Origin of the sequence: Erwinia sp. JH02, assembly GCF_013074405.1 — a bacterium.
GTDB lineage: Bacteria > Pseudomonadota > Gammaproteobacteria > Enterobacterales > Enterobacteriaceae > Erwinia > Erwinia rhapontici.
In genome coordinates this window covers 113,058-132,516 of record NZ_JABANZ010000011.1, presented here as the reverse complement: position 1 = coordinate 132,516, position 19,459 = coordinate 113,058, and the positions used below count along the sequence as shown (strand labels likewise).

Below are 19,459 nucleotides of genomic sequence, written 5' to 3'. Positions count from 1 at the left end.
CGCCCCGTTCCCTTCAGGCCGACACCTTCCAGGCTGCCCCAGCGACAATGATCCCGTCAATTATGTGAAAGGAAACCCCATGAATCAGCCACGCTGGACACAGGTCGACCAATATCTGGTGGAACAACTGGTGCCACAGGATGCGGCACTGCTGGCCGCGCTGGAAAACAACCAGGCCGCCGGGTTACCTGCCATTGATGTGGCCCCGAATCAGGGAAAACTGCTTAATCTGTTGGCGAAAATGGTCGGCGCAAAACGCATTCTGGAAATCGGAACGCTGGGCGGCTACAGCACACTGTGGCTGGCGCGGGCGCTGCCGGAAGACGGAAAAGTGATTACCCTGGAGTATGAAGCGCATCACGCAGAGATTGCCGCGCAGAATATTCGACGTGCCGGGCTGGAGAGCAAGGTCACGATCCGCGTGGGTGCCGCACTGGATACCCTGCCCACACTGGCTGACGCAGCGCCTTTTGATATGATCTTTATTGATGCCGACAAACGCAATAATCCGGCCTATCTGGAGTGGGCAATACAGTACTCACGTTCAGGCACCCTGATTATTGGTGATAACGTCGTGCGTAACGGACGGGTTGCCGATGGGGATACCAGCGACTGGAACATCCAGGGAGTACGTGATTTTCTTTCGCAGATGGGCCACGATCCACGCCTGGATGCCACCGCCATTCAGACCGTGGGTGCCAAAGGCTGGGATGGGTTCTCGCTGGCGCTGGTGAAGTAATATTATCCCGGACCAGAAGGTTCCGGGACGATATTGGCCAGCGAAATCATCATCCCGGATACTATGACTGCAGGAAAAAATTAAACATATTTAAAATACAAAACAATCCCCACACAAATCCCGTTATTCGGGACGTCTCGCAGAATTTGTGTGGGGAAATCATTACACCGCGCCCAGCGCCGGGAACCGCAGCTTAAGCTCCGCAAACAACTGCGACATCTGTTCATCCAGCGTCAGCTCATTGCCCTCACCCGCTTTCACCGCCGCAAAAACCTGGTGCTTAAGGAAGTGACGCCACACGACCGGTTGCTGCGCCAGAAATGCGGTCAGCAGTTGATAACGTTCCGGGGTCCAGACCGCTTCAAAGGTGCGCCGGGCTTCGCCCACATCAAAGTGTTCGCCGTTCCCCTCCGGCATAGCGGCACGCAGACGGGCTGTACCGATCTCGTCGATCTCACCGCACTGCAACGCCACACCGTACTGCTCACGCGCCGCCTGCTCCGTCAGGAAACCACACTGCACATCCTGCAGAACAGCCTGCACCCGGCGGTGTTTCGCCAGTCCGTAGCCACCCGCGCCCGGGCCTTTGATGGCCACCACATCGCCAGGACCACAGTGGATCACATCGGTATTTCCGTGTTCCGTCACCCGGCCATCCGCATGTTCAGTACGGAACCATGAGGTACTTCCGGCCCGCCCACCGGCCGCCCCCGCAGAAGAGAAGACGGAGCGGTTGCGGTTACGCGCCGTAATGGTGGTGTTCGGTGCAAATACCTCAAAGGCCATTTCCGTCGCCAGCCCACCGCGATATTCTCCGGCCCCTGCGCTGTCCGTCGCCAGACCATAACGCAGAAAACGCACCGGGACCTCGGCTTCATTGATCTCAATCGGTGTGTTTTTCAGGAAGGCTGACAGACCACCGGAACCGTCCGGGCCATCATGTTTCGGTGTACCGCCCGCACCGCCGCCGACCGGGCCGAGCGAGGCAACCACACTGCGATTCAGCCCATCCACGGTACGAATATTGATAATCGAGTTACCGCCCGGTGAGTTCGCCGGCAGGCGCTCCGGCATCGCCAGCGAGAAAGCACCGACGGTGGCAATCTGAGACATCGCGCAGGTCAGAGAGCGCATGCCGACAGCGGCCGGGGCTTCACAGTTCATGATAGTGCCCGGCGGCAGGATTGCCCGCGTTGGACGCAGCGTACCGGCATTCAGCAGGAGCGAACGGTCCAGCGTCGAGAGGACATAGGTCACGCCAACCAGTGCCAGCGGATGACGTTCGCGCCCGCCGGTTGGCATATTCAGCGAGGACATCAATTGCGGATCGCTGCCGGTATAATCCAGCACCAGGCTGTCACCTTTTACACGCAGTGTCACGGCAATGCGGCACGGATAACCGCCTTCGCCATCTTCATCCGCGTAATCGGCATAGAAGTAGTCACCGTCCGGAATGGTGCTGATAATGCCGCGTGCCTGTTGTTCGGCATAATCAAGAATACCGTCAATCCCGGTGAGGAAATCATCAATACCAAAGCGGGCGATAATCTCCTGTACCTTACGTTCACCAATATTCACGGACGCGATCTGGGCATTAAAGTCGCCCCAGTTCTGATCCGGCGCACGCACGTTAAGCCGCATAATGCGTGCCACTTCATGGTTCAGCACGCCGCCGCTGATGATTTTCAGCGGCGGGATGCGGATGCCTTCCTGCACGATTTCCGTCAGCGAACGCGACAGGGAAGCCGGTACCGCACCGCCCACGTCGGTGTTGTGAATATGCCCCACCACAAAACAGGTAATTTCTCCTTCATGAAATACCGGCTTCCAGATATGAATATCCGGCGAATGCGTGGCGACATTGCCCGCGTAGGAATCATTGGTGATGCAGATATCCCCTTCCTGGTAGCCATCAATCAGCTCCAGCACCGGGCCATAATCAATACCGCTGTACCAGGGGGCGCCAAAGCTGCGCGGCGATGCAAATGCCAGGCCGTCACGGCTGACAATCTGACAGGAGAAATCTTCCGTCTCTTTAACAAACGTCGAGTGCGCGGTGCGCATCAGGGTAAACGCCATCGCATCGGCCGCCGCCGCGCAGTAGTTGGCGAGAATTTGCAGGTTACGACCATCAATTGCCATGATGTGCTCCGGTTTGCGGGGTGATAATCAGGTTGCCAAAGTGGTCAACATCGACCTGCATTTGCGGGGGAACACAGGTGGTGCAGTCATCCTGTGCAATGATCACCGGGCCGGTGAGCTGGTGCCCGGCGAACAGCGCACCGCGTGACACCACATCCACCTGCCACCAGCCTCCGTCAATCCAGGCTTCAACCTGGCGCACGACCGGCACCGGCCCCTCAGCCGCCGCCAGCGTTGTCAGCCGCGGTTTCGGGGTGGGCGATGACAGCACCAGCCGCAGGTTGATCAACTGCACCGCGGCCTCTGCATCATGGTGACCAAACAACCGGGTATGATGCGCATCGAAGGCACTGCGGATCGCCGCCAGATCGCCCTCCAGCAACCATGACGGTTGCAGCACCACATCGATCTCAAAAGACTGGCCGCGATAACGCATATCGGCCGAGAAGCTGAGTTCGTATGGCAAATCTGCACCATATTCACGCGCCAGCCAGCCTTCGGCTTCGGTGCGAAGCTGTTGGGCATTCTGTTGCAGGCGGTCGCTGACCGCCGCCGTCAGATCGCAGTACAGCGTGCGGATAAAGTCGTTTTTGATGTCGGCGACCAGCCCACCGAGCGCAGACAATACGCCCGGCGTTGGCGGCACCACCACGCCTTTTAGTTTCAGCTCACGCGCCAGGAAGCAGCCCATCATCGGCCCGGCACCGCCGAAGGCGAGGAAATAGAACTCGCGCGGGTCGAGGCCAAAGCGTGAGATCAGTCCGCTGGTGTCGCTGTACATACTGGAGATCGCCAGCGCAATAATATTTTCTGCCGTCTCTTCAATGCTGATCCCCAGCGGTTCTGCCAGTTTACCGACCGCTGCACGCGCCCCGGCCACATCCACCTGCACCGCGTTATAACCCAGATCGCCGTGACCAATCAGACCACAGGCAGCAAAGGCATCCGTGGCGGTGGCTTCCGTGCCGCCACGACGGAAGCACACCGGGCCAGGCAGGGAACCGGCGCTGTCCGGGCCAACCTGCAACACGCCGAGGCTGTCAATCCAGGCGATGGATCCCCCGCCCTGACCGACCGAGGTGACAGAAACAGAGGGAATATAAATGGGGAAGTCCCCGATAATTTCACCGCTGCCGTATTCCGGGCGGCCATTGATAATCACTGCCACATCGGCGCTGGTACCGCCGATATCCAGGCTCAACAGTCGGTCGAAGCCGCAGCTTTCCGCAATATAGCTGGCCCCCATCACCCCGGAGGCAGTGCCGGACAGCACCATCTGTACGCATTCGGCTTTGGCCTGCGCCAGCCCCATCACCCCACCGTTGGATTTGGTAATACGCGGCGGCACCGGCACCCCCATCTCCTTTAACGCCCGCTCGAAAGAGTCCAGATAGTGGATCACTTTCGGCTGTACATAGGCGTTAATCACGGCGGTAATGGTGCGTTCATATTCGCGGATAATCGGCCAGATCTCTGCCGAACAGGAAGTCAGCAGTTCGGGAGCCAGTTCGGCAACCATCTCACGCACCAATGCTTCATTGCTGCCGTTGCGATAGCTGTGCAGCAGCGAAACCACGATACCCTCACAGCCTGCGGCACGGGCAGCGTCAACCGCATTGACCACGCTCTGGCGGTCAACAGGCTGTAGCACTTTGCCATCACGGTCAGTACGTTCGGTAATCGCAAAGACCCGGTCACGGGAGATTAACGGCGTCGGCCGGCGCGAGAACAGATCGTGAATATGGGGAATTTTAAGCCGGGCCAGTTCCAGGACATCGCAGAACCCCTCCGTGGCGAACAGCGCCAGCTTGACCCCTTTACGCTGGATCACCGCGTTCACGCCGACGGTGGTGCCGTGAGTAAAATAGGTAATCTCTTTCGGATCAATGCCGTCGCGCTGCGTAAACGCCGCCAGCCCGGTCGTGATTTCGCTGCCCGGACTGTCAGGGCGGGACAGCACTTTCAGGGTACGGATGCTATTATCACGCTCGTCCAGCAGCGCAAAATCCGTAAACGATCCGCCAATATCGACGCCAACGCGGTAACTCATGGGGTGTTTTCCTCTGGTGGGGTGGGAACAAATTCCATCAATCGTTGTGGCTTTTCTACTGACTGCCATCCTGCACGGCGATAGACCTCGTGGGCATCGTCGGTGGCCAGCATCCAGCGTTTTATCGTGTGTAATTCCGGGTGGGTCAGGATGGTCGCGGCAAACCAGCCGCCAAGGCCTTTGCCGCGATGCGCATCATCAATCATCACATCGCTGAGGTAGGCAAAGCGGCTGTAGTCGGTGATCAACCTCCCAAAGCCCACCTGCTGCTGCTGATGATAAATACCGAATGCCAGGGAAGCCGCGAGAGAGCGTTCGGTCATCTCCCGCGTCTGCCCCTGCGCCCAGTAACTCTTTTCGGCGATCTGACGATGAACCCAGTCAATATCGAGTTTTTGCGGGTCACTGCTTAACAGATAGTCATCGCGCTGCCATTCGGCAATGGCGGGCACAAGCGGCTTCAGCATAAGGATTCCTGACTCTTTTTTTAGCGGATAAAAAGAGTGTAAGGCCTTTAGCGGCAGGAGTTTTTTGGTTCATAGCGGGTAAGACGGCGTTTTGTGGGGAATTGGTGGGAAGTGGGGAAATATTCTGCCGGGGGAGTTCAGCCATCCCGGGCGCGGCATGCCACGCCCCTACGGGAGTAAGTCGCTGTAGGAGGCGGGCATGCGATGTCACTGTGGGTGTCAGTCGCTGTAGGAGACGGACATGCTCGCCCCTGTGGGAGTGAGTCGCTTAAGGCGGATGGGCATGCGATGCCCCTATGGGAGTCAGTCGCTGTAGGGGGCGGGCATGCCCGCCCCGCGGTTAAAACTCAACCTGGGTATGGCGCGTAATCAGCGAGCGCAGAGGCACACTGCTTTTCATAATCGGCGATTTAATCACGATATAACTGAAGTATTTGTCGATGCCCACTTTGGCATCCAGCAGTCCCTCAATCACTTCCTGATAATGCTCAATACTGCGGGTAATAAAGCGCAGCAGATAGTCATAACCACCGGTAATCAGGTGGCATTCCATCAGTTCATCCACCTCGCGGATGGCGTTCTCAAACTTCATAAAATCTTCGCGGCGATGGCCGGAAAGCGTCACTTCAGTGAAAACAGTGACCGAGTCGGTGATTTTCGTCAGATTGATGTGGGCCTCATAACCGGTAATAAAACCCGCGGTTTCAAGGCGCTTTACGCGTTGCAGGCAGGGGCTGGGCGAAAGCCCAACGGCATCGGCAAGGTTCACATTGCTGATACGGCCATCTTTCTGTAGCTGCACCAGAATATTAATATCGATACGGTCCAGTTTCATTAAGCCGTTCATAGAACCCCTTCATTGTTTTACATCACTCAAATGGTATAACACGCTTTCAACAACTTACGCCAGTGTTTTACCGCGCTATACCCTTCGAGCGTTATCATCAATAACTGCAATAATATCAATGAGGAAGCATCTTTATGATTAGCCTAAACGCCCCGTTGCACGCGCCAGTGCGATATCAAAAATATGCAGCGCCTCTTCCAGCTGGGAATCACTGGTGACCAGCGGTGCCAGGAAACGCACGGTATTGCGATGCAGACCACATTTAATCAGTAACAATCCTTCCTGGCAGGCGCAATCGAGGATTTTCTGCGTCAATGCCGCATCCGGCTGTTTGGTTTCGAAGTCGATAATCTCCACCGCCTGCATAAAACCAATGCCGCGCACTTCACCAATACAGGCGTATTTGTCGGCCAGCTGTTGCAGACGTGCATTCAACTGCACACCGAGCTGGTTAGAACGCTCCAGCAGATTACCCTGCTCAAACAGATCGAGCACCGCCAGCGCAGCCGCGCAGCCCAGCGCGTTACCGCCATAGGTGCCGCCCAGCCCGCCCGGGGTTGGTGCATCCATAATGGCCGCTTTCCCCACCACGCCAGATATCGGCAGGCCGCCGCCGAGGCTTTTCGCCACGGTGACCAGGTCCGGCACAATGCCGGTGTGCTGGAAGCCAAACATCTTGCCGGTACGGCCAAAGCCGGTCTGCACTTCATCGCAGATCAGCAGAATGCCGTGACGTTCAGTGATGTCGCGCAGTGCCTGCATAAACGCCGGAGACGCCGTCAGGAAGCCACCATCGCCCTGCACCGGCTCGATAATGATCGCCGCCACACGCTCAGGCAGGATTTGCACGGCAAACAGGGTATTCAGCGCTTTTAAGCAATCTTCTTCAGAAATATCGTGGAACGCATTCGGGAAGGGCACACGGTAAATATCCCCCGGGAACGGGCCGAAGTTCTGCTTATAAGGCTGGCTCATGCCGGTTAAGGTCACACCTAATAAGGTACGTCCGTGGAACGCACCATCGAAAGCAATAATGCCGGGACGGTTAGTATGTGCACGCGCAATTTTCACCGCATTTTCTACGGCTTCCGCGCCGCTGGTGAAAAAGACACTTTTAAATTCTTCGCCCGCGCCAACCAGCTTATTCAGGCGTTTTGCCAGCTCGATATAGCCCGGGTAGGCCGCCACCTGGAAACAGGCGTGGGTCACCAGCTGCAGCTGCTCGGTCACGGCATTGATCACCGCCGGATGACTGTGGCCAACGTTTAATACGCCAATCCCGCCGACGAAATCTAAATAACGATTCCCTTCCACATCCCAGACTTCAGAACCTTTGCCTTTGGCAATAACGATCGGGTGTGCGGTCACTACGCCACGGGGAACATTTTCTGCACGAGCGTCCAGAAACAGGGCGTTATCAGAGAATGTCTGCTGTTCAGCCAGTAAATTGTGCATTTATTTGCCTCATTGACGTGAAGATGAATAGTTGCCCTTAGCGGGCATGGGTCAAGTATCGCAATAAGCCGTAAGGGAAAGCTGCCGTTCAACGGGCGGCGGCAGCATTAACTTTCGTAATTCGTCCTAAACGTTGGATTAAATTTTTACCGCCAGCGTTTCCTGCACCACCGCACAAAACCAGCGGATGCCGTACGGGATCAGCGCATCGTTAAAGTCGTATTCAGAGTGATGCAGCGGGCGGCTTTCCGCAGAGCCCAGCCAGACATAAGCGCCCGGTTTTGCCTGCAACATGAAGGAGAAATCTTCCGAGGTCATCGCCGGTTTCGGTGCGGTGCCGTGCTCAAGCCCGGCACGGCGTGCGGCATTCAGTGCAACACCGGCTTCATATTCGCTATTGAGGGTGGCCGGATAGTAACGGTCATAGGTTACGCTGGCCGTCAGCCCGTGCGCTGCCGTCACATGCTGCGCCAGTTCGCGCATTCGCTGTTCAATGCGGTCCTGCACCGCGCTGTCGAAGGTGCGTACAGTACCGGTCAGGGTTGCCTGTGCCGGGATCATATTGTGTGAGAAGCCGCCGTTAATACGCGTCACCGTCAACACCGCCGGATCGCAGGGGTCAAGATCGCGGCTGATGATAGTGTGCAGCGCCACCACCAGCTCACTGGTCGCCAGCAGGGTATCCGGCGTCAGCTGTGGCTGTGCGGCATGGCCGCCGCCACCTTCGACCGTGATGCTGAACGCATCGCCCGCCGCCATAATCGGCCCCGGCCGCGTCTGCACGGTGCCCAGCGGGAGCTGTGGCCAGTTGTGAATGGCGTAAACTGCATCACAGGGGAAGCGGGTAAACAGGCCGTCGTCGATCATCGCCTGCGCCCCGGCCAGCCCCTCTTCCGCAGGCTGGAAGATAAAATTCACCGTCCCGTCAAAATCCGGGTCGGCAGCCAGCTGTTCGGCGGCCCCCAGCAGCATCACGGTATGTCCGTCATGGCCACAGGCATGGCATCTGCCGGGCTGCTGGCTTTTCCACGGCTGGCTTCCGTTATCTTCCATCGGCAGCGCATCCATGTCAGCACGCAGACCGATTGCCCGCGTGCTGGTGCCGCGTTTCAGCACCCCCACCACGCCGGTTTTCCCGATACCGCGATGGACTTCCAATCCCAACGCAGTGAGAAAGTCAGCCACCAGGCCGCTGGTACGGTGCTCGTGATAACCCAGTTCGGGATGCTGATGCAGATCTCGCCGCAGTGCGACTAAATGCGCCCTATCCATATCAATATCCTTTGTCGCGATCGACCACGCCGATCATGGATTCTCCGCGTTCATAGCGGCGAATATTCTCCAGCAGTGCCTTCACTGCACTTTCTGGCTGCGTCTGGCTGGCAATATGGGGCGTCAGCCAGATCGCCGGATGCTGCCAGAAGGCATGCCCGGCGGGCAGCGGCTCCGGCGCGGTGACATCCACCACGGCGGCACTCATCTGCTGGCTGTCGAGCGCACTGACTAAATCCTCGTGATTAAGCTGCGCACCGCGCCCAACCTGCACCAGCGCGGCACCAGCGGGCAGCTGGCTGAACAGATCGGCATTCAGCATCCCTTCCGTGCTGGCCGTCAGCGGCAGCAGGCAGATCAGAATGTCCGTGCGCGCCAGGAATTCAGTCAACTGTTCGTTACCGGCCCAGCAGCGTACACCCGGCAGATCGCGCGGCGTACGGCTCCAGCCACCACAGTCAAAGCCCATCGCCACCAGCGGCTTCAGTACCGCCTCGCCCAGCGTGCCCAGGCCCATCACGCCAATACGCCGGCTGGCTGCGGTATGCACACTGTGCACCTGCCAGAGGCCATCGCGCTGCTGTTGCAGGTAGCGCGGCATATCACGATGCAGGCCCAGCACGGCAAAAGTCACGTATTCCACCATCCCGCTGGTGAGGCCGGGTTCAATCATCCGCACCACCGGCAGCCCAGGCGGCAGGCTGGCATAGTCGAACTGATCGGCCCCTGCTCCCACGGAAAACAGCACTTTCAGATTCGGAAACTGCTGCATAATATTGTCCGGCGGCACCCAGGCGACCAGGTATTCAACGTCTTCCGGGTTACCGATATCCGGCCACAGGCGGAAGCTCGCGGCGGGGGCCAGTTTTGCTACCAGGGCGGCCCATTTATTCCCGCGTTCGGGTTCTGACTTATAGACAATGTTCATCAGGCCAGCGCCTGGCTCATCAGCCCATACGCCTGCATCCCGCCCGCTTCTGGCTGCCACGGCACGCCTTTGTACATGGTGGTCGGTGCATCCACTTCCACCATCCCCACGTCATTCAGCCACGGGCCCAGCCCCGCTGAACGGTCGGTATCAATACGCACAAACTCCCCACTGACACCGCTTAACAGCTGGCTGACCAGTAATTTCGCATTCGACAGCGTGCGTGCGATCACCGGGCCGATAGCATAGCCATGACCAAAACGACGCAGGCAGGCAAAACCCGCCGCCGTGCCATTCTCTTCCAGCACCAGGAAACGCTCCGCGCTGTCGATCAGGTTGGCGATCAACAGGGGGCGATGCTGTCCCAGCGCCTGACGATCCAGCGCCGTCAGCAGCGCTGCATCCTGTCCCCCGGCAACACGTAAGCGCTGCTGCGGGCCACAGGCAATTGCCTTGATGGCAGGCAGTTCGCGGCACTGATGCTGCTCGACATGTCCGGTGGCGACAAAGCCCAGTTTTTCATACAGCGGCTGCCCCGCCTCCGTGGCGTGCAGACGCACATTGCTGCCCTCAAGCGCCGCCAGCGTCTGCTGCATCAGCTGTTTACCAATGCCGCGCCCCTGCTGTGCGCCATCGACAATCACCAGTCCGAGGGTGGCGTAGTCACGCCCCCAGCGCCAGCGCAGCGCGGTGCCAATCACCTCACCATTTTCCTGCGCCACCAGGCCTTCCCCCAGCAGAAGAGCCTGCTGCCAGTCAGCGCGGCGGTGTGGCCACTTCATCTGCTGCGTCAGGGCAAATGCCGCATCCAGATGATTTTCATTCATCGCAACGAATTCAATTGTCATTTCAGCTCCTTACATCATGCCCGGCGCATCAAGGCCGGAACCGTCGATCAGACGCTCATAGCGGAACGGCGTCGGGTCAACAATCGGGGTATCTTTGGTAGCGAGATCGGCCGCCAGGCGACCGGCACCGGGGCCAATGCCGAAACCGTGGGCGCTGTAACCCGCCGAGAGAATCAGCCCCGGCAGTTTACCCACCGGGGAGATCACCGGTACCGCATCGGCGGTGCTGTCGATCATCCCGCCCCAGGCCTGCTCCAGACGCACGCTTTCCATAGACGGGAACTCTTTGCGCATCGCACTCAGCCCTTCCTGCACCATCGCCATATCCGGTGCCGGGTCAAGAATGCGCACTTTTTCGAACGGCGAGATGCCATCCATCTGCCAGCGTGCCAGCGATTCCGGGCCGTTGAGGAACGGGCCAAGGCCAAGATTAATGGTCAGGTTTTTGCGCCGCGCTTTAAAGGTCGGGTAGAACTGGCGTGCATAGCGCAGCCCCTGAAAACCGGGTTCAAGACGCCCGCGGCCTGAGACGGAAACGGTATAGCTGCCATCCAGCTGCGGACGGCAGGCGAAGCCCGGGGTATACAGCGGCAAAGCAATTTTCTGTTCGATAGGTGCGGTACGGAATGCCGTACCAATCACATTACCCAGCGGCAGATCGATGCCGTGGCGGCGGCAGAACATCGATGTCCAGGCCCCACCGGCGCAGATCACGCTGCTGGTTTTAATTAAGCCGCGTTCAGTCAGCACACCGCTGACGCGTCCCGCCGAGATATCCAGCCCGCGCACCGCGCACTGCTGAAAGACCATTGCGCCCAGGCGCTGAGCCGCAATCGCCAGACCGGGTGCCGCAAGTGAAGGTTCAGCGTGGCCGTCAGTCGGTGAAGAAACACCACCCAGCCAGGCGCTGGAACTGCCCGGCGTCATTGCTCTGGCGCGTTCAGCGGTCAGAATTTCGCTGTGGAAGCCATACCCTTTCGCCATGGTGTTCCAGGCTTCCCAGGCATTAATATCCTCCTGGTTTTTGGTGGCGTACACCAGCCCGCTGCGACGAAAGCCCAGCTCTTCACCGGTTTCCACACCCAGTTCTTCCCAGCGTTGCAGCGCATATTGAATTAAGGGCAGTTCGCGCTCGTCGCGGTTCTGCTGGCGGCACCAGCCCCAGTTACGGCTCGACTGTTCGCCGCTCACCAGACCCTTTTCAATCAGCACTACGCTGACGCCTTTTTTGGCCAGCTCATAGGCGGCGGCCGCTCCGGCAATGCCGGCGCCGATCACCACCACATCCGCTGCGGGCGGAAAATGAGGGCTGTCCTGTACGTATCGAATCGGTGCGGGCATGTTATTCCTTACCTGAAAATAGTGTCTTCATCTGTGGGTGAGGCGTGCCTCACCCCTACGAAAATAGGTTTTTATGCGCAAGGCGTGCCTCAGCCCTGAGTAAATATGTTTTATGGGTGAGGCGTGCCTCACCCCTACGGGCATTGATATCGTCGCCGGGCATCCCCGGTGAACGTAGGGGTCAGGCATGCCTGACCCGGTATAACATCACAAGGCGATATCACTCTCTTCGTGCTCATCAAGCCAGCCCTGACGCAGCTCTGGCACCGCGCGTTTCAGGCGCTCATAGTACAGCTCGGTCGACGGTTTGTCGTAGTCGGCACGCGCCACCTGGGTGACCATACGGCCATTTTTCACCACAATAATCTCGTCGCATACCGAACGCACCGCGTGCAGGTCATGGCTGATAAACAGCACCGACAGACCCAGCTCACGCCGTAGCTCGGTGATCAAATCCAGCACCGCTGCGGCCACCACGGTATCCAGCGCCGAGGTCACCTCATCACAGAGAATCAGATCCGGCTCTGCTGCCAGCGCACGCGCCAGGTTCACACGCTGCTTCTGCCCGCCAGAGAGCGACCAGGGCTTACGCCACAGCACGCTGCGCGGCAGGCGCACCAGGTCGAGCAGCTGCAGCATCCGTCTTTCCAGCGCCGCACCGCGCAGCCCGTGGAACAGCTTCAGCGGGCGCTTGAGGATCGTTTCAATGCTGTGCGCCGGGTTAAGCGCGGTGTCCGCCATCTGGAACACATACTGAATGCGGCGCAGCTCGTTCTCCGGGCGCTTATGCATATCTCCGGCGATGTAGTGGCCGTTAAACAGAATATGGCCGCCGCTGGGTTTGTTCATCCCGGCGATAGCGTGTGCCAGGGTGGTTTTACCCGACCCGGACTCACCGATAATGCCGATTGCCTGGCCGCGGTACAGTTTGAAATTAATGTCTTCGAGGATCTTAATCTTCGGCTGGCCGTTGCTGTCCAGTGGGCCATAACCGGCGGAGAGATCGCGCACCTGCAACAGCGGTTGCACGCTCTCATCCTGCGCTTCCCACGGGCTGGGACGCGGCTTCTGCTTCGCAGCTTCCAGCAGCAAATGGCTGTATTCCGCCTGAGGTGCGCGCAGCAACTGCTCAGTGGTGCCGTATTCGGCAATCGCCCCTTTCAACAGCACCAGAATTTTGTCGGCCATCTGCGCTACCACCGCCAGATCGTGGCTGACGTAGATAGCGGTGGTACCACGCTGGCGCACCACGCGGCGGAAGGCTTTCAGCACTTCCACCTGCGTGGTCACATCCAGTGCCGTGGTGGGTTCATCAAGGATCACCACTTCCGGGTCGCTGATCAGCGCCATCGCCGTCATCAGGCGCTGTAACTGGCCGCCGGAGACCTGATGCGGATAGCGGTCACCGATGGTTTCCGGGTTCGGCAGTGCCAGCTCACGGAACAGTTCGATGGCTTTGGTTTCGGCATCAGCGCGGCTCATCACCCCGTGGATCACCACCGGCTCAACCACCTGGTCCATGATTTTCATCGCCGGGTTAAACGAAGCAGCAGCACTTTGTGCGATGTAGGCGACTTTGTTGCCACGGAACTGACACAGCTGGCCGGGCGTTAGCGAGGTCACGTCGGTGCCCGCCACGTGCACGGTGCCTCCGGCGATCTTACAGCCGTGTCGGGCATAGCCCATCAGCGCCAGTGCAATCGTGGTTTTACCCGAGCCTGATTCACCAATCAGGGCCAGCACTTCGCCTTTCTGCACGGTGAAATGGATATCCGCTACCAGGGAAATCTCGTGGCCATCATCGGCCTGGGCGGTCACACGCAGATTGTCGACAGACACCATGGGCGTTGAGGCATGTGGTGTAATATTCATGCGGTCCCCTTAGCAACAACAGTTAATGAGCGCATCGATTGCAGGCTGTCGATAAACAGGTTGGCGCCGATGGTCAGACTGGCGATCGCCACCGCCGGCATCAGGACCGCAGGCGAACCATCAAACAGCCCTTGCAGGTTTTCGCGCACCAGCGTGCCCCAGTCGGCATACGGCGGTTGTACGCCCAAACCGAGGAAACTCAGGCCGCTAAGCAGCAGAACGATGTAGACAAAACGCAGACCGAAGTCAGTCAGCATCGGGTGCAGCATATTCGGCAGAATGTCATGGATAGCCACATACAGACGGCTTTCACCGCGCAGACGGGATGCCTGAACATAGTCCATCGAACGCAGGCTCGATGCCATCGCATAGGCGATGCGATATGCCCCCGGCCAGTAGGTAAACACCGCGGTAATAATCAACATCGGCAGCGATGAGCCAAATACGGCGACAATCATCAGCGCAAGGATTTTCCCCGGCAGCACCAGCATGGCATCGTTGATGCGCCCCAGCACCTCCTCCAGCCAGCGCCCGGCCACGGCCGCCAGCAGCGCCAGCAGCGTACCGACCAGGCTGGCCAGCAGTGCGGCGGTCAGCGCCAGGCCAATCGAATAGCGGGCACCAAACAGAATACGGCTGAAGATGTCACGGCCCAGATAATCGGTGCCGAACCAGAACTCACGGCTGAAGTCACCGAACAGCGGACCGCCACCGATATCTTCCAGATTGTGCGGCGCCAGCGCGGTGCCAAACACCGCCATAAAGATCCAGAACAGGGTGATCAGCAGGCCGATTCGGCCGCTGATAGTGAGAGATTGAAAGAAGCGCCACGGCAGCGTCAATGTGTTCATCAGCCCCTCCACTTAGGATTGAACGCGATAGTCAGAATGTCAGCGGCCAGTAACAGCACCAGATAGCAGACGGCGAAGAACATCACGCAAAGCTGCACCACCGGCAGGTCGCGGTTGCTGACCGCATCCACCATCTGGCTGGCCAGCCCCGGATAGCTGAAGATACTTTCGATAATAATCACCCCGCCAAACAGGTAAGAGAGGCTGAGTGAGATAGCATTGGCAATCGGCCCCACCGCATTCGGCAGCGCATGGCGTAGCATGGCGCGCAGCGGTGAAACACCTTTCAGCAGCGTCATTTCCAGATACGGGCTGTCCATCTGGTTGACGATAGCGGCACGCGTCATCCTTGCCATCTGCGCCACCACCACGCAGCACAGTGTCATCACAGGCAGAGCGAAGGTGCGCAGGAAACCGAGGAAATCCTGATGGGTGGAACCCAGCGACATGGCGGGCACCCAGTGCAGTTTGACGGCAAAGATAATCACCGCCACGGTAGCCACCAGAAACTCGGGTACGGCCACCACGGCCATGGTGCTGACCACCAGCGCGCGGTCAAGGAACGACCCGCGCTTCATGGCGGCGGTGATACCGATAAACAGCGCCAGCGGCACCGACACCAGGGTCGTGGTGACGGCGAGCTGGAAGGTGGCCGGAATACGTTGCGCCACCAGTTGCGTCACCGGAAGATTACTGGCGAAGGAGGTGCCAAAGTCGCCCTGAAACATGCCGGCCAGCCAACTGAAGTAACGCATGATCAGCGGTTGATCCAGACCGAGCTGCTGGCGCAGTGCCGCGACCGTTTCAGGCGTCGCGGACTGGCCAAGGATCATCTGCGCCGCATCGCCCGGCAGCATGCTGGTGATAAAGAACACCAGCGCCGAAACAATGAGAAGCGTAAGTAAACCCGACCCTATGCGCCGGAATATCAGTGTGAAAATGTACCTGTTCATCGCCATTCTCCTGGTGAAAGATGAAAGATTTACGACGTCAGCCAGGCATACTCGTGGAAGCGATAGCCCATCATCATGCCTGACGGCATCGCTTCAACCCCTTTCACTTTGTTGCTACAGCCGTCCATCGAACTGATGAAGGCCGGGATCAGCGTGCCGCAGTTGTCGTACACCAGTTTCTGCATGTCGCCATACATCTGCTTGCGTTTGCCCTGGTCGCTTTCGCCACGGGCGGCGGTAACCAACTGGTCGAACTGTGCATTTTTCCAGCCAGACTCGTTCCACGGGGCGGAGGAGAAGTAGAACTGGGAGAACAGCATATCCAGCGTGGGGCGCGGGTTGACCGAGCCGTAACCGATAGGATCTTTCATCCAGTGGGCTGACCAGTAACCGTCATACGGCACACGGCGTACGGCCACATTCAGTCCGGCTGAACGCGCGATCTGCTGTAACAGCTGGCCGCCTTCCACTGCCCCTTCGATATTCGGGGTAGTGATGATCTCGATTTTCGCACCGACCATATTGGCCTTTTTGAGGTGGAATTTGGCTTTGTCGAGATCCAACGGACGCTGCGGCAGATCCTTGTTGAACATCGGATGCCAGGGCGGAACCGGGGTGTCGTTACCCACATCGCCAAAGCCCTGCAGCACGGTTTTCACAATCATTTCACGCGGTTGCAGATACTTCATTGCCAGCACGAAGTCAGGATTGCTGCCCGGGGTACGGTCAGTACGGATAATCAGGTCACTGTACATACCGGACTTACTTTCCAGAATGTTGAACTTACCGTTCTGACGCAGGCGTTTCACATCATTTGCGCCCAGCGTAGAGACGATATGCAGGTCGCCCGACATCAGTGCGTTGACACGTGCTGCCGGATCGGTCACTCCCATCAGCTCCACTTCGTCGAGGTGAGGCAGGCCCGGTTTGTAGTAGTTTTTGTTTTTTGTGCCGACGGTACGTACACCCGGCTGGAACGAGGTGAGAACAAACGGCCCGGTCCCCATTCCTTTGCTGAAGTCTTTGGTGCCGTCCTGCACAATCAGGAAGGAGCTGGTCGCCAGAATCGACGGCAGGTCGAAGTTTGGCTGCTCAAGCGTGATCTGCACTTCAGACGGGCTGACGGCCTTAATCTCTTTCATCTGGCTGGCGAGGGTGATCACCGTTGATGCCACTGCCGGATCTTTATGGCGGCTGAGGGAGTAGACCACGTCGGTGGCAGTCAGCGTTTTACCGTCATGGAAGGTGACACCCGTACGCAGCTTCACGTTCCAGTTCAGGCCATCACTGCTGGTAATGGATTCCGCCAGCGCAGGCTGCGCTTTCAGTTCTTTATCCAGTTCGGTCAGACCGCTATAAAACATAAACTGACGGCAGTAGTCGCCGCTGTTGCTGCCTTTCGCCGGGTCAAGCGTATCGCTGGCGGAGGCGTTGGCGACAGCCGCACGCAGTTTGCCGCCCTTCACCGGGGCTTCAGCGGCAAAGCTGAATTCCGGAAAACCAATCAGACCGGTGCTCATCACCGCGCCTGCTGACAGCAGCTTCATCATGCCGCGTCGGGATATTGCGACATCCGTAATCGCCTGGGTCAAATTCGGGTTAACACGGCTAAATTCTTTGCGAAATTTACTCATTTGCACACCCTCAAAATCGTTGTTAGTAACGTTTACCCTGAACGGATATGTTCTTATTTAGGACATTTTGTCTTTAACTTTGTAATACAGTCCTGCTACCGGCAGGAACCAGGGCTTCCCGAAGTAACCGGGTACCGCTGGCCAGCTGTTGCGCTGCCACGGATTTTCGTTGCTTTTCTCTGCTATCAGATCGGCCATCACGCGGCCCATCCACACTGACATCTGAGTGCCATGCCCGCTGTAGCCCAGCGAGTAAAACACCCCGTCCTGTTCGCCCGCATGCGGCAGACGGTCGGCGGTCATATCCACCAGTCCACCCCAGCAGTAATCAATCGCCACATTGCCCAGCGCCGGGAACATCTTCTGCATTCCGGCTTTCAGCACGTCGCCACTTTTTGCATCCGATGTCGGGCTGCTGATGGCAAAGCGGGCGCGTCCACCAAACACCAGACGACGGTCGGCGGTGGTACGCATGTAATTGCCCAGGTTAAGCGAGGTGACGTAGGTGCGGTCACCCGGCAGTAAACGGTTAAGCAGGCTTTCCTCCAGAGGCTCGGTGACCACGACAAAGCTGCCCACGGGGATAATGCGGCGCTGGAACCAGTCAAACGGGCCCATGTTCGAACAACCGGTCGCCATCAGCACTTTGTCCGCGATAATATCGCCCTTAGCGGTGCTCACACGGTGGCGGTACCCGCTCAGACGCGTCAGGCCGGTGACCGCACTGTGCGGGTAAATCGCGGCTCCGGCACGGGCGGCAGCTTCCGCCAGGCCGACGCCAAACTTGCCCATATGCATCTGGCCGCCGTGGCGCTGTAACAGCGCACCATGGAACTGCGGCGAATCGATTTCGCGCTTCACCTCATCGGCACTCAGGATTTCCACATCCGGGTCAACGTGGCGTTTCATCATTTCGCACGCCGCGACCAGTGACGGCAGATGCGACGCTTTGCTTGCCAGCTTCAGCTTGCCGCAGCGGCGGAAATCACAATCGATCTGCTCACTCGCCACCACGCTTTGTACATAGTCCACCGCATCGGCAAAAGCGCGGTAATAGCGGGTGGCCTGCTCCACGCCCTGGCTCTCCACCAGGGCTGAGAAGTTCTGCGCGACGCCGGTATTACAGTGGCCGCCGTTACGGCCGGAGGCCTGGCTCATTACTTCACCCGCTTCCAGTACCACCACTTTCACGCCACTGCGGGCGAGGTTGAGTGCTGCTGAGATGCCGGTAAAGCCGCCGCCAATCACCACCACATCGGCAGTGGCTGGCAGGTCGCCCGTTGCCGCACCGGTGAAAGCGGGTGCCGTTGCCTGCCAGAATGATTCCAGTTTCATTGCCCTGCTCCTCTGAGGCTTACAGCCCGACGACGCCCGGAAGACCACCAATATCTGTGATTTCGCTGTACTCATAGGCCGGGTTGCCCGGGCCGTGACCGCGATTAACAAACACTTTGTTTTTGATGCCGAGGTCGTAGGCGGTCATCAGGTCGTAACGCAGGCTGCTGGAAACGTGCAGGATCTCTTCCGGGCCACAGTTCAGCTTGTTGAGCATGTACTCAAAGCCTTTCATCTGCGGCTTATAGGCACCGACTTCTTCGGCGGTGATGGTCATATGGATCGGTGCGCCCAGGCGCGGAATATGGTTCTTGATCAGCGCATCGGTGGAGTTAGTCAGCAGCACCAGCGGGAACTCTTTCGCCACAATGGCCAGGCCGGCAGGCACATCAGGATGCGGGCCCCAGGTAGCACAGGCGGTCATCACGTCAGCGCAGTCCTGATCCGTACACTCCACGCCCCACTTGTTACAGGTGCGGTACAGCGCATTGGCCACCACCAGCGGATAGAGCTTGAACGCCCCCAGTACTTCATCCATGCGATAGTTCGAGAAGTCGGTGGTAAACGCCACCATCTGAGCCGGGCTGACGCGATCGGCGAAGATGGCGGCGGCGGCACCGGCCATATCGAAGTTGATCAGCGTGCCGTAGCAATCGAAGGTGATGTATTTCGGTTTGAACACAGCCATTACGCTACCTCTACAGAGTTCGGTTTAGGGATGAAAA

Annotated in this window: 16 protein-coding genes; 1 reads left to right on the top strand and 15 read right to left on the bottom strand. The window is 58.5% G+C overall.

Going from position 1 to position 19,459, the window contains the following annotated elements:
• The first annotated feature begins 79 nt into the window (after positions 1 to 79).
• Positions 80 to 739 carry an O-methyltransferase gene (locus tag HHI26_RS21605; RefSeq protein ID WP_167864497.1) on the top strand — a complete coding sequence of 220 codons (660 nt, stop codon included), beginning with the start codon at positions 80 to 82 and terminating at the stop codon, positions 737 to 739.
• 162 nt (positions 740 to 901) lie between these two features.
• Here HHI26_RS21605 and HHI26_RS21600 read toward each other — a convergent pair whose 3' ends face one another.
• The 15 genes from HHI26_RS21600 to HHI26_RS21530 form a co-directional block, all read right to left on the bottom strand.
• Complete coding sequence (locus HHI26_RS21600) at positions 902 to 2,881, bottom strand: hydantoinase B/oxoprolinase family protein (RefSeq protein ID WP_171149688.1); 1,980 nt, start codon at positions 2,879 to 2,881, stop codon at positions 902 to 904.
• Positions 2,871 to 4,931 carry a hydantoinase/oxoprolinase family protein gene (locus HHI26_RS21595; RefSeq protein ID WP_171149687.1) on the bottom strand — a complete coding sequence of 687 codons (2,061 nt, stop codon included), beginning with the start codon at positions 4,929 to 4,931 and terminating at the stop codon, positions 2,871 to 2,873. The genes HHI26_RS21600 and HHI26_RS21595 overlap by 11 nt, the downstream gene beginning before the upstream one ends.
• Positions 4,928 to 5,398: a GNAT family N-acetyltransferase gene (locus HHI26_RS21590; RefSeq protein WP_171149686.1), complete on the bottom strand. Its 471-nt coding sequence runs from the start codon at positions 5,396 to 5,398 to the stop codon at positions 4,928 to 4,930. Before HHI26_RS21590 ends, HHI26_RS21595 begins: the two co-directional genes overlap by 4 nt.
• A 340-nt stretch (positions 5,399 to 5,738) precedes the next feature.
• Positions 5,739 to 6,245 (bottom strand): Lrp/AsnC family transcriptional regulator, encoded by a 507-nt coding sequence (locus HHI26_RS21585; protein WP_105594848.1) that lies wholly within the window; start codon positions 6,243 to 6,245, stop codon positions 5,739 to 5,741.
• A 138-nt stretch (positions 6,246 to 6,383) separates the two neighbouring features.
• Complete coding sequence (gabT, locus tag HHI26_RS21580) at positions 6,384 to 7,700, bottom strand: 4-aminobutyrate--2-oxoglutarate transaminase (RefSeq protein WP_171149685.1); 1,317 nt, start codon at positions 7,698 to 7,700, stop codon at positions 6,384 to 6,386.
• Between the two features lie 138 nt (positions 7,701 to 7,838).
• Positions 7,839 to 8,972: a M20 aminoacylase family protein gene (locus HHI26_RS21575; RefSeq protein WP_133843275.1), complete on the bottom strand. Its 1,134-nt coding sequence runs from the start codon at positions 8,970 to 8,972 to the stop codon at positions 7,839 to 7,841.
• 1 nt (position 8,973) lies between these two features.
• A complete protein-coding gene (locus HHI26_RS21570; RefSeq protein WP_159337288.1) occupies positions 8,974 to 9,900 on the bottom strand; it encodes a glyoxylate/hydroxypyruvate reductase A in 927 nt (308 codons plus the stop codon).
• On the bottom strand, positions 9,900 to 10,748 hold the full coding sequence (locus tag HHI26_RS21565; protein ID WP_159337289.1) for a GNAT family N-acetyltransferase: 849 nt from the start codon (positions 10,746 to 10,748) through the stop codon (positions 9,900 to 9,902). Before HHI26_RS21565 ends, HHI26_RS21570 begins: the two co-directional genes overlap by 1 nt.
• Positions 10,749 to 10,757: 9 nt before the next feature.
• Entirely contained in the window at positions 10,758 to 12,089 is a 1,332-nt protein-coding gene (locus tag HHI26_RS21560) for an FAD-binding oxidoreductase (RefSeq protein ID WP_171149684.1), read from the bottom strand.
• Positions 12,090 to 12,296: 207 nt separating this feature from the next.
• Complete coding sequence (locus HHI26_RS21555) at positions 12,297 to 13,961, bottom strand: ABC transporter ATP-binding protein (protein ID WP_133843268.1); 1,665 nt, start codon at positions 13,959 to 13,961, stop codon at positions 12,297 to 12,299.
• A complete protein-coding gene (locus HHI26_RS21550) occupies positions 13,958 to 14,812 on the bottom strand; it encodes an ABC transporter permease (protein ID WP_133843266.1) in 855 nt (284 codons plus the stop codon). Before HHI26_RS21550 ends, HHI26_RS21555 begins: the two co-directional genes overlap by 4 nt.
• Positions 14,812 to 15,765, bottom strand: coding sequence for an ABC transporter permease (locus HHI26_RS21545; RefSeq protein ID WP_133843264.1), 954 nt, complete (start codon positions 15,763 to 15,765; stop codon positions 14,812 to 14,814). The genes HHI26_RS21550 and HHI26_RS21545 overlap by 1 nt, the downstream gene beginning before the upstream one ends.
• Positions 15,766 to 15,794: 29 nt before the next feature.
• Positions 15,795 to 17,399, bottom strand: coding sequence for an ABC transporter substrate-binding protein (locus HHI26_RS21540; protein WP_159337291.1), 1,605 nt, complete (start codon positions 17,397 to 17,399; stop codon positions 15,795 to 15,797).
• A gap of 57 nt (positions 17,400 to 17,456) precedes the next feature.
• The gene (locus HHI26_RS21535; RefSeq protein WP_159337292.1) at positions 17,457 to 18,734 is read right to left on the bottom strand and encodes an FAD-binding oxidoreductase; all 1,278 of its coding nucleotides are present in this window, start codon (positions 18,732 to 18,734) and stop codon (positions 17,457 to 17,459) included.
• A 19-nt stretch (positions 18,735 to 18,753) separates the two neighbouring features.
• Positions 18,754 to 19,422 (bottom strand): haloacid dehalogenase type II, encoded by a 669-nt coding sequence (locus HHI26_RS21530; protein WP_159337293.1) that lies wholly within the window; start codon positions 19,420 to 19,422, stop codon positions 18,754 to 18,756.
• Between the last annotated feature and the right edge of the window lie 37 nt (positions 19,423 to 19,459).

Bases quoted from the DNA above. Each gene is read 5' to 3' on its own strand.
- HHI26_RS21590 (WP_171149686.1), bottom strand. From the start codon at position 5,398: ATGCTGAAGCCGCTTGTGCCCGCCATTGCCGAATGGCAGCGCGATGAC.
- HHI26_RS21535 (WP_159337292.1), bottom strand. From the start codon at position 18,734: ATGAAACTGGAATCATTCTGGCAGGCAACGGCACCCGCTTTCACCGGT.
- HHI26_RS21565 (WP_159337289.1), bottom strand. From the start codon at position 10,748: ATGACAATTGAATTCGTTGCGATGAATGAAAATCATCTGGATGCGGCA.
- HHI26_RS21575 (WP_133843275.1), bottom strand. From the start codon at position 8,972: ATGGATAGGGCGCATTTAGTCGCACTGCGGCGAGATCTGCATCAGCAT.
- HHI26_RS21560 (WP_171149684.1), bottom strand. From the start codon at position 12,089: ATGCCCGCACCGATTCGATACGTACAGGACAGCCCTCATTTTCCGCCC.
- HHI26_RS21600 (WP_171149688.1), bottom strand. From the start codon at position 2,881: ATGGCAATTGATGGTCGTAACCTGCAAATTCTCGCCAACTACTGCGCG.
- HHI26_RS21605 (WP_167864497.1), top strand. From the start codon at position 80: ATGAATCAGCCACGCTGGACACAGGTCGACCAATATCTGGTGGAACAA.
- HHI26_RS21540 (WP_159337291.1), bottom strand. From the start codon at position 17,399: ATGAGTAAATTTCGCAAAGAATTTAGCCGTGTTAACCCGAATTTGACC.
- HHI26_RS21555 (WP_133843268.1), bottom strand. From the start codon at position 13,961: ATGAATATTACACCACATGCCTCAACGCCCATGGTGTCTGTCGACAAT.
- HHI26_RS21545 (WP_133843264.1), bottom strand. From the start codon at position 15,765: ATGAACAGGTACATTTTCACACTGATATTCCGGCGCATAGGGTCGGGT.
- HHI26_RS21595 (WP_171149687.1), bottom strand. From the start codon at position 4,931: ATGAGTTACCGCGTTGGCGTCGATATTGGCGGATCGTTTACGGATTTT.
- HHI26_RS21530 (WP_159337293.1), bottom strand. From the start codon at position 19,422: ATGGCTGTGTTCAAACCGAAATACATCACCTTCGATTGCTACGGCACG.
- HHI26_RS21570 (WP_159337288.1), bottom strand. From the start codon at position 9,900: ATGAACATTGTCTATAAGTCAGAACCCGAACGCGGGAATAAATGGGCC.
- gabT (WP_171149685.1), bottom strand. From the start codon at position 7,700: ATGCACAATTTACTGGCTGAACAGCAGACATTCTCTGATAACGCCCTG.
- HHI26_RS21550 (WP_133843266.1), bottom strand. From the start codon at position 14,812: ATGAACACATTGACGCTGCCGTGGCGCTTCTTTCAATCTCTCACTATC.
- HHI26_RS21585 (WP_105594848.1), bottom strand. From the start codon at position 6,245: ATGAACGGCTTAATGAAACTGGACCGTATCGATATTAATATTCTGGTG.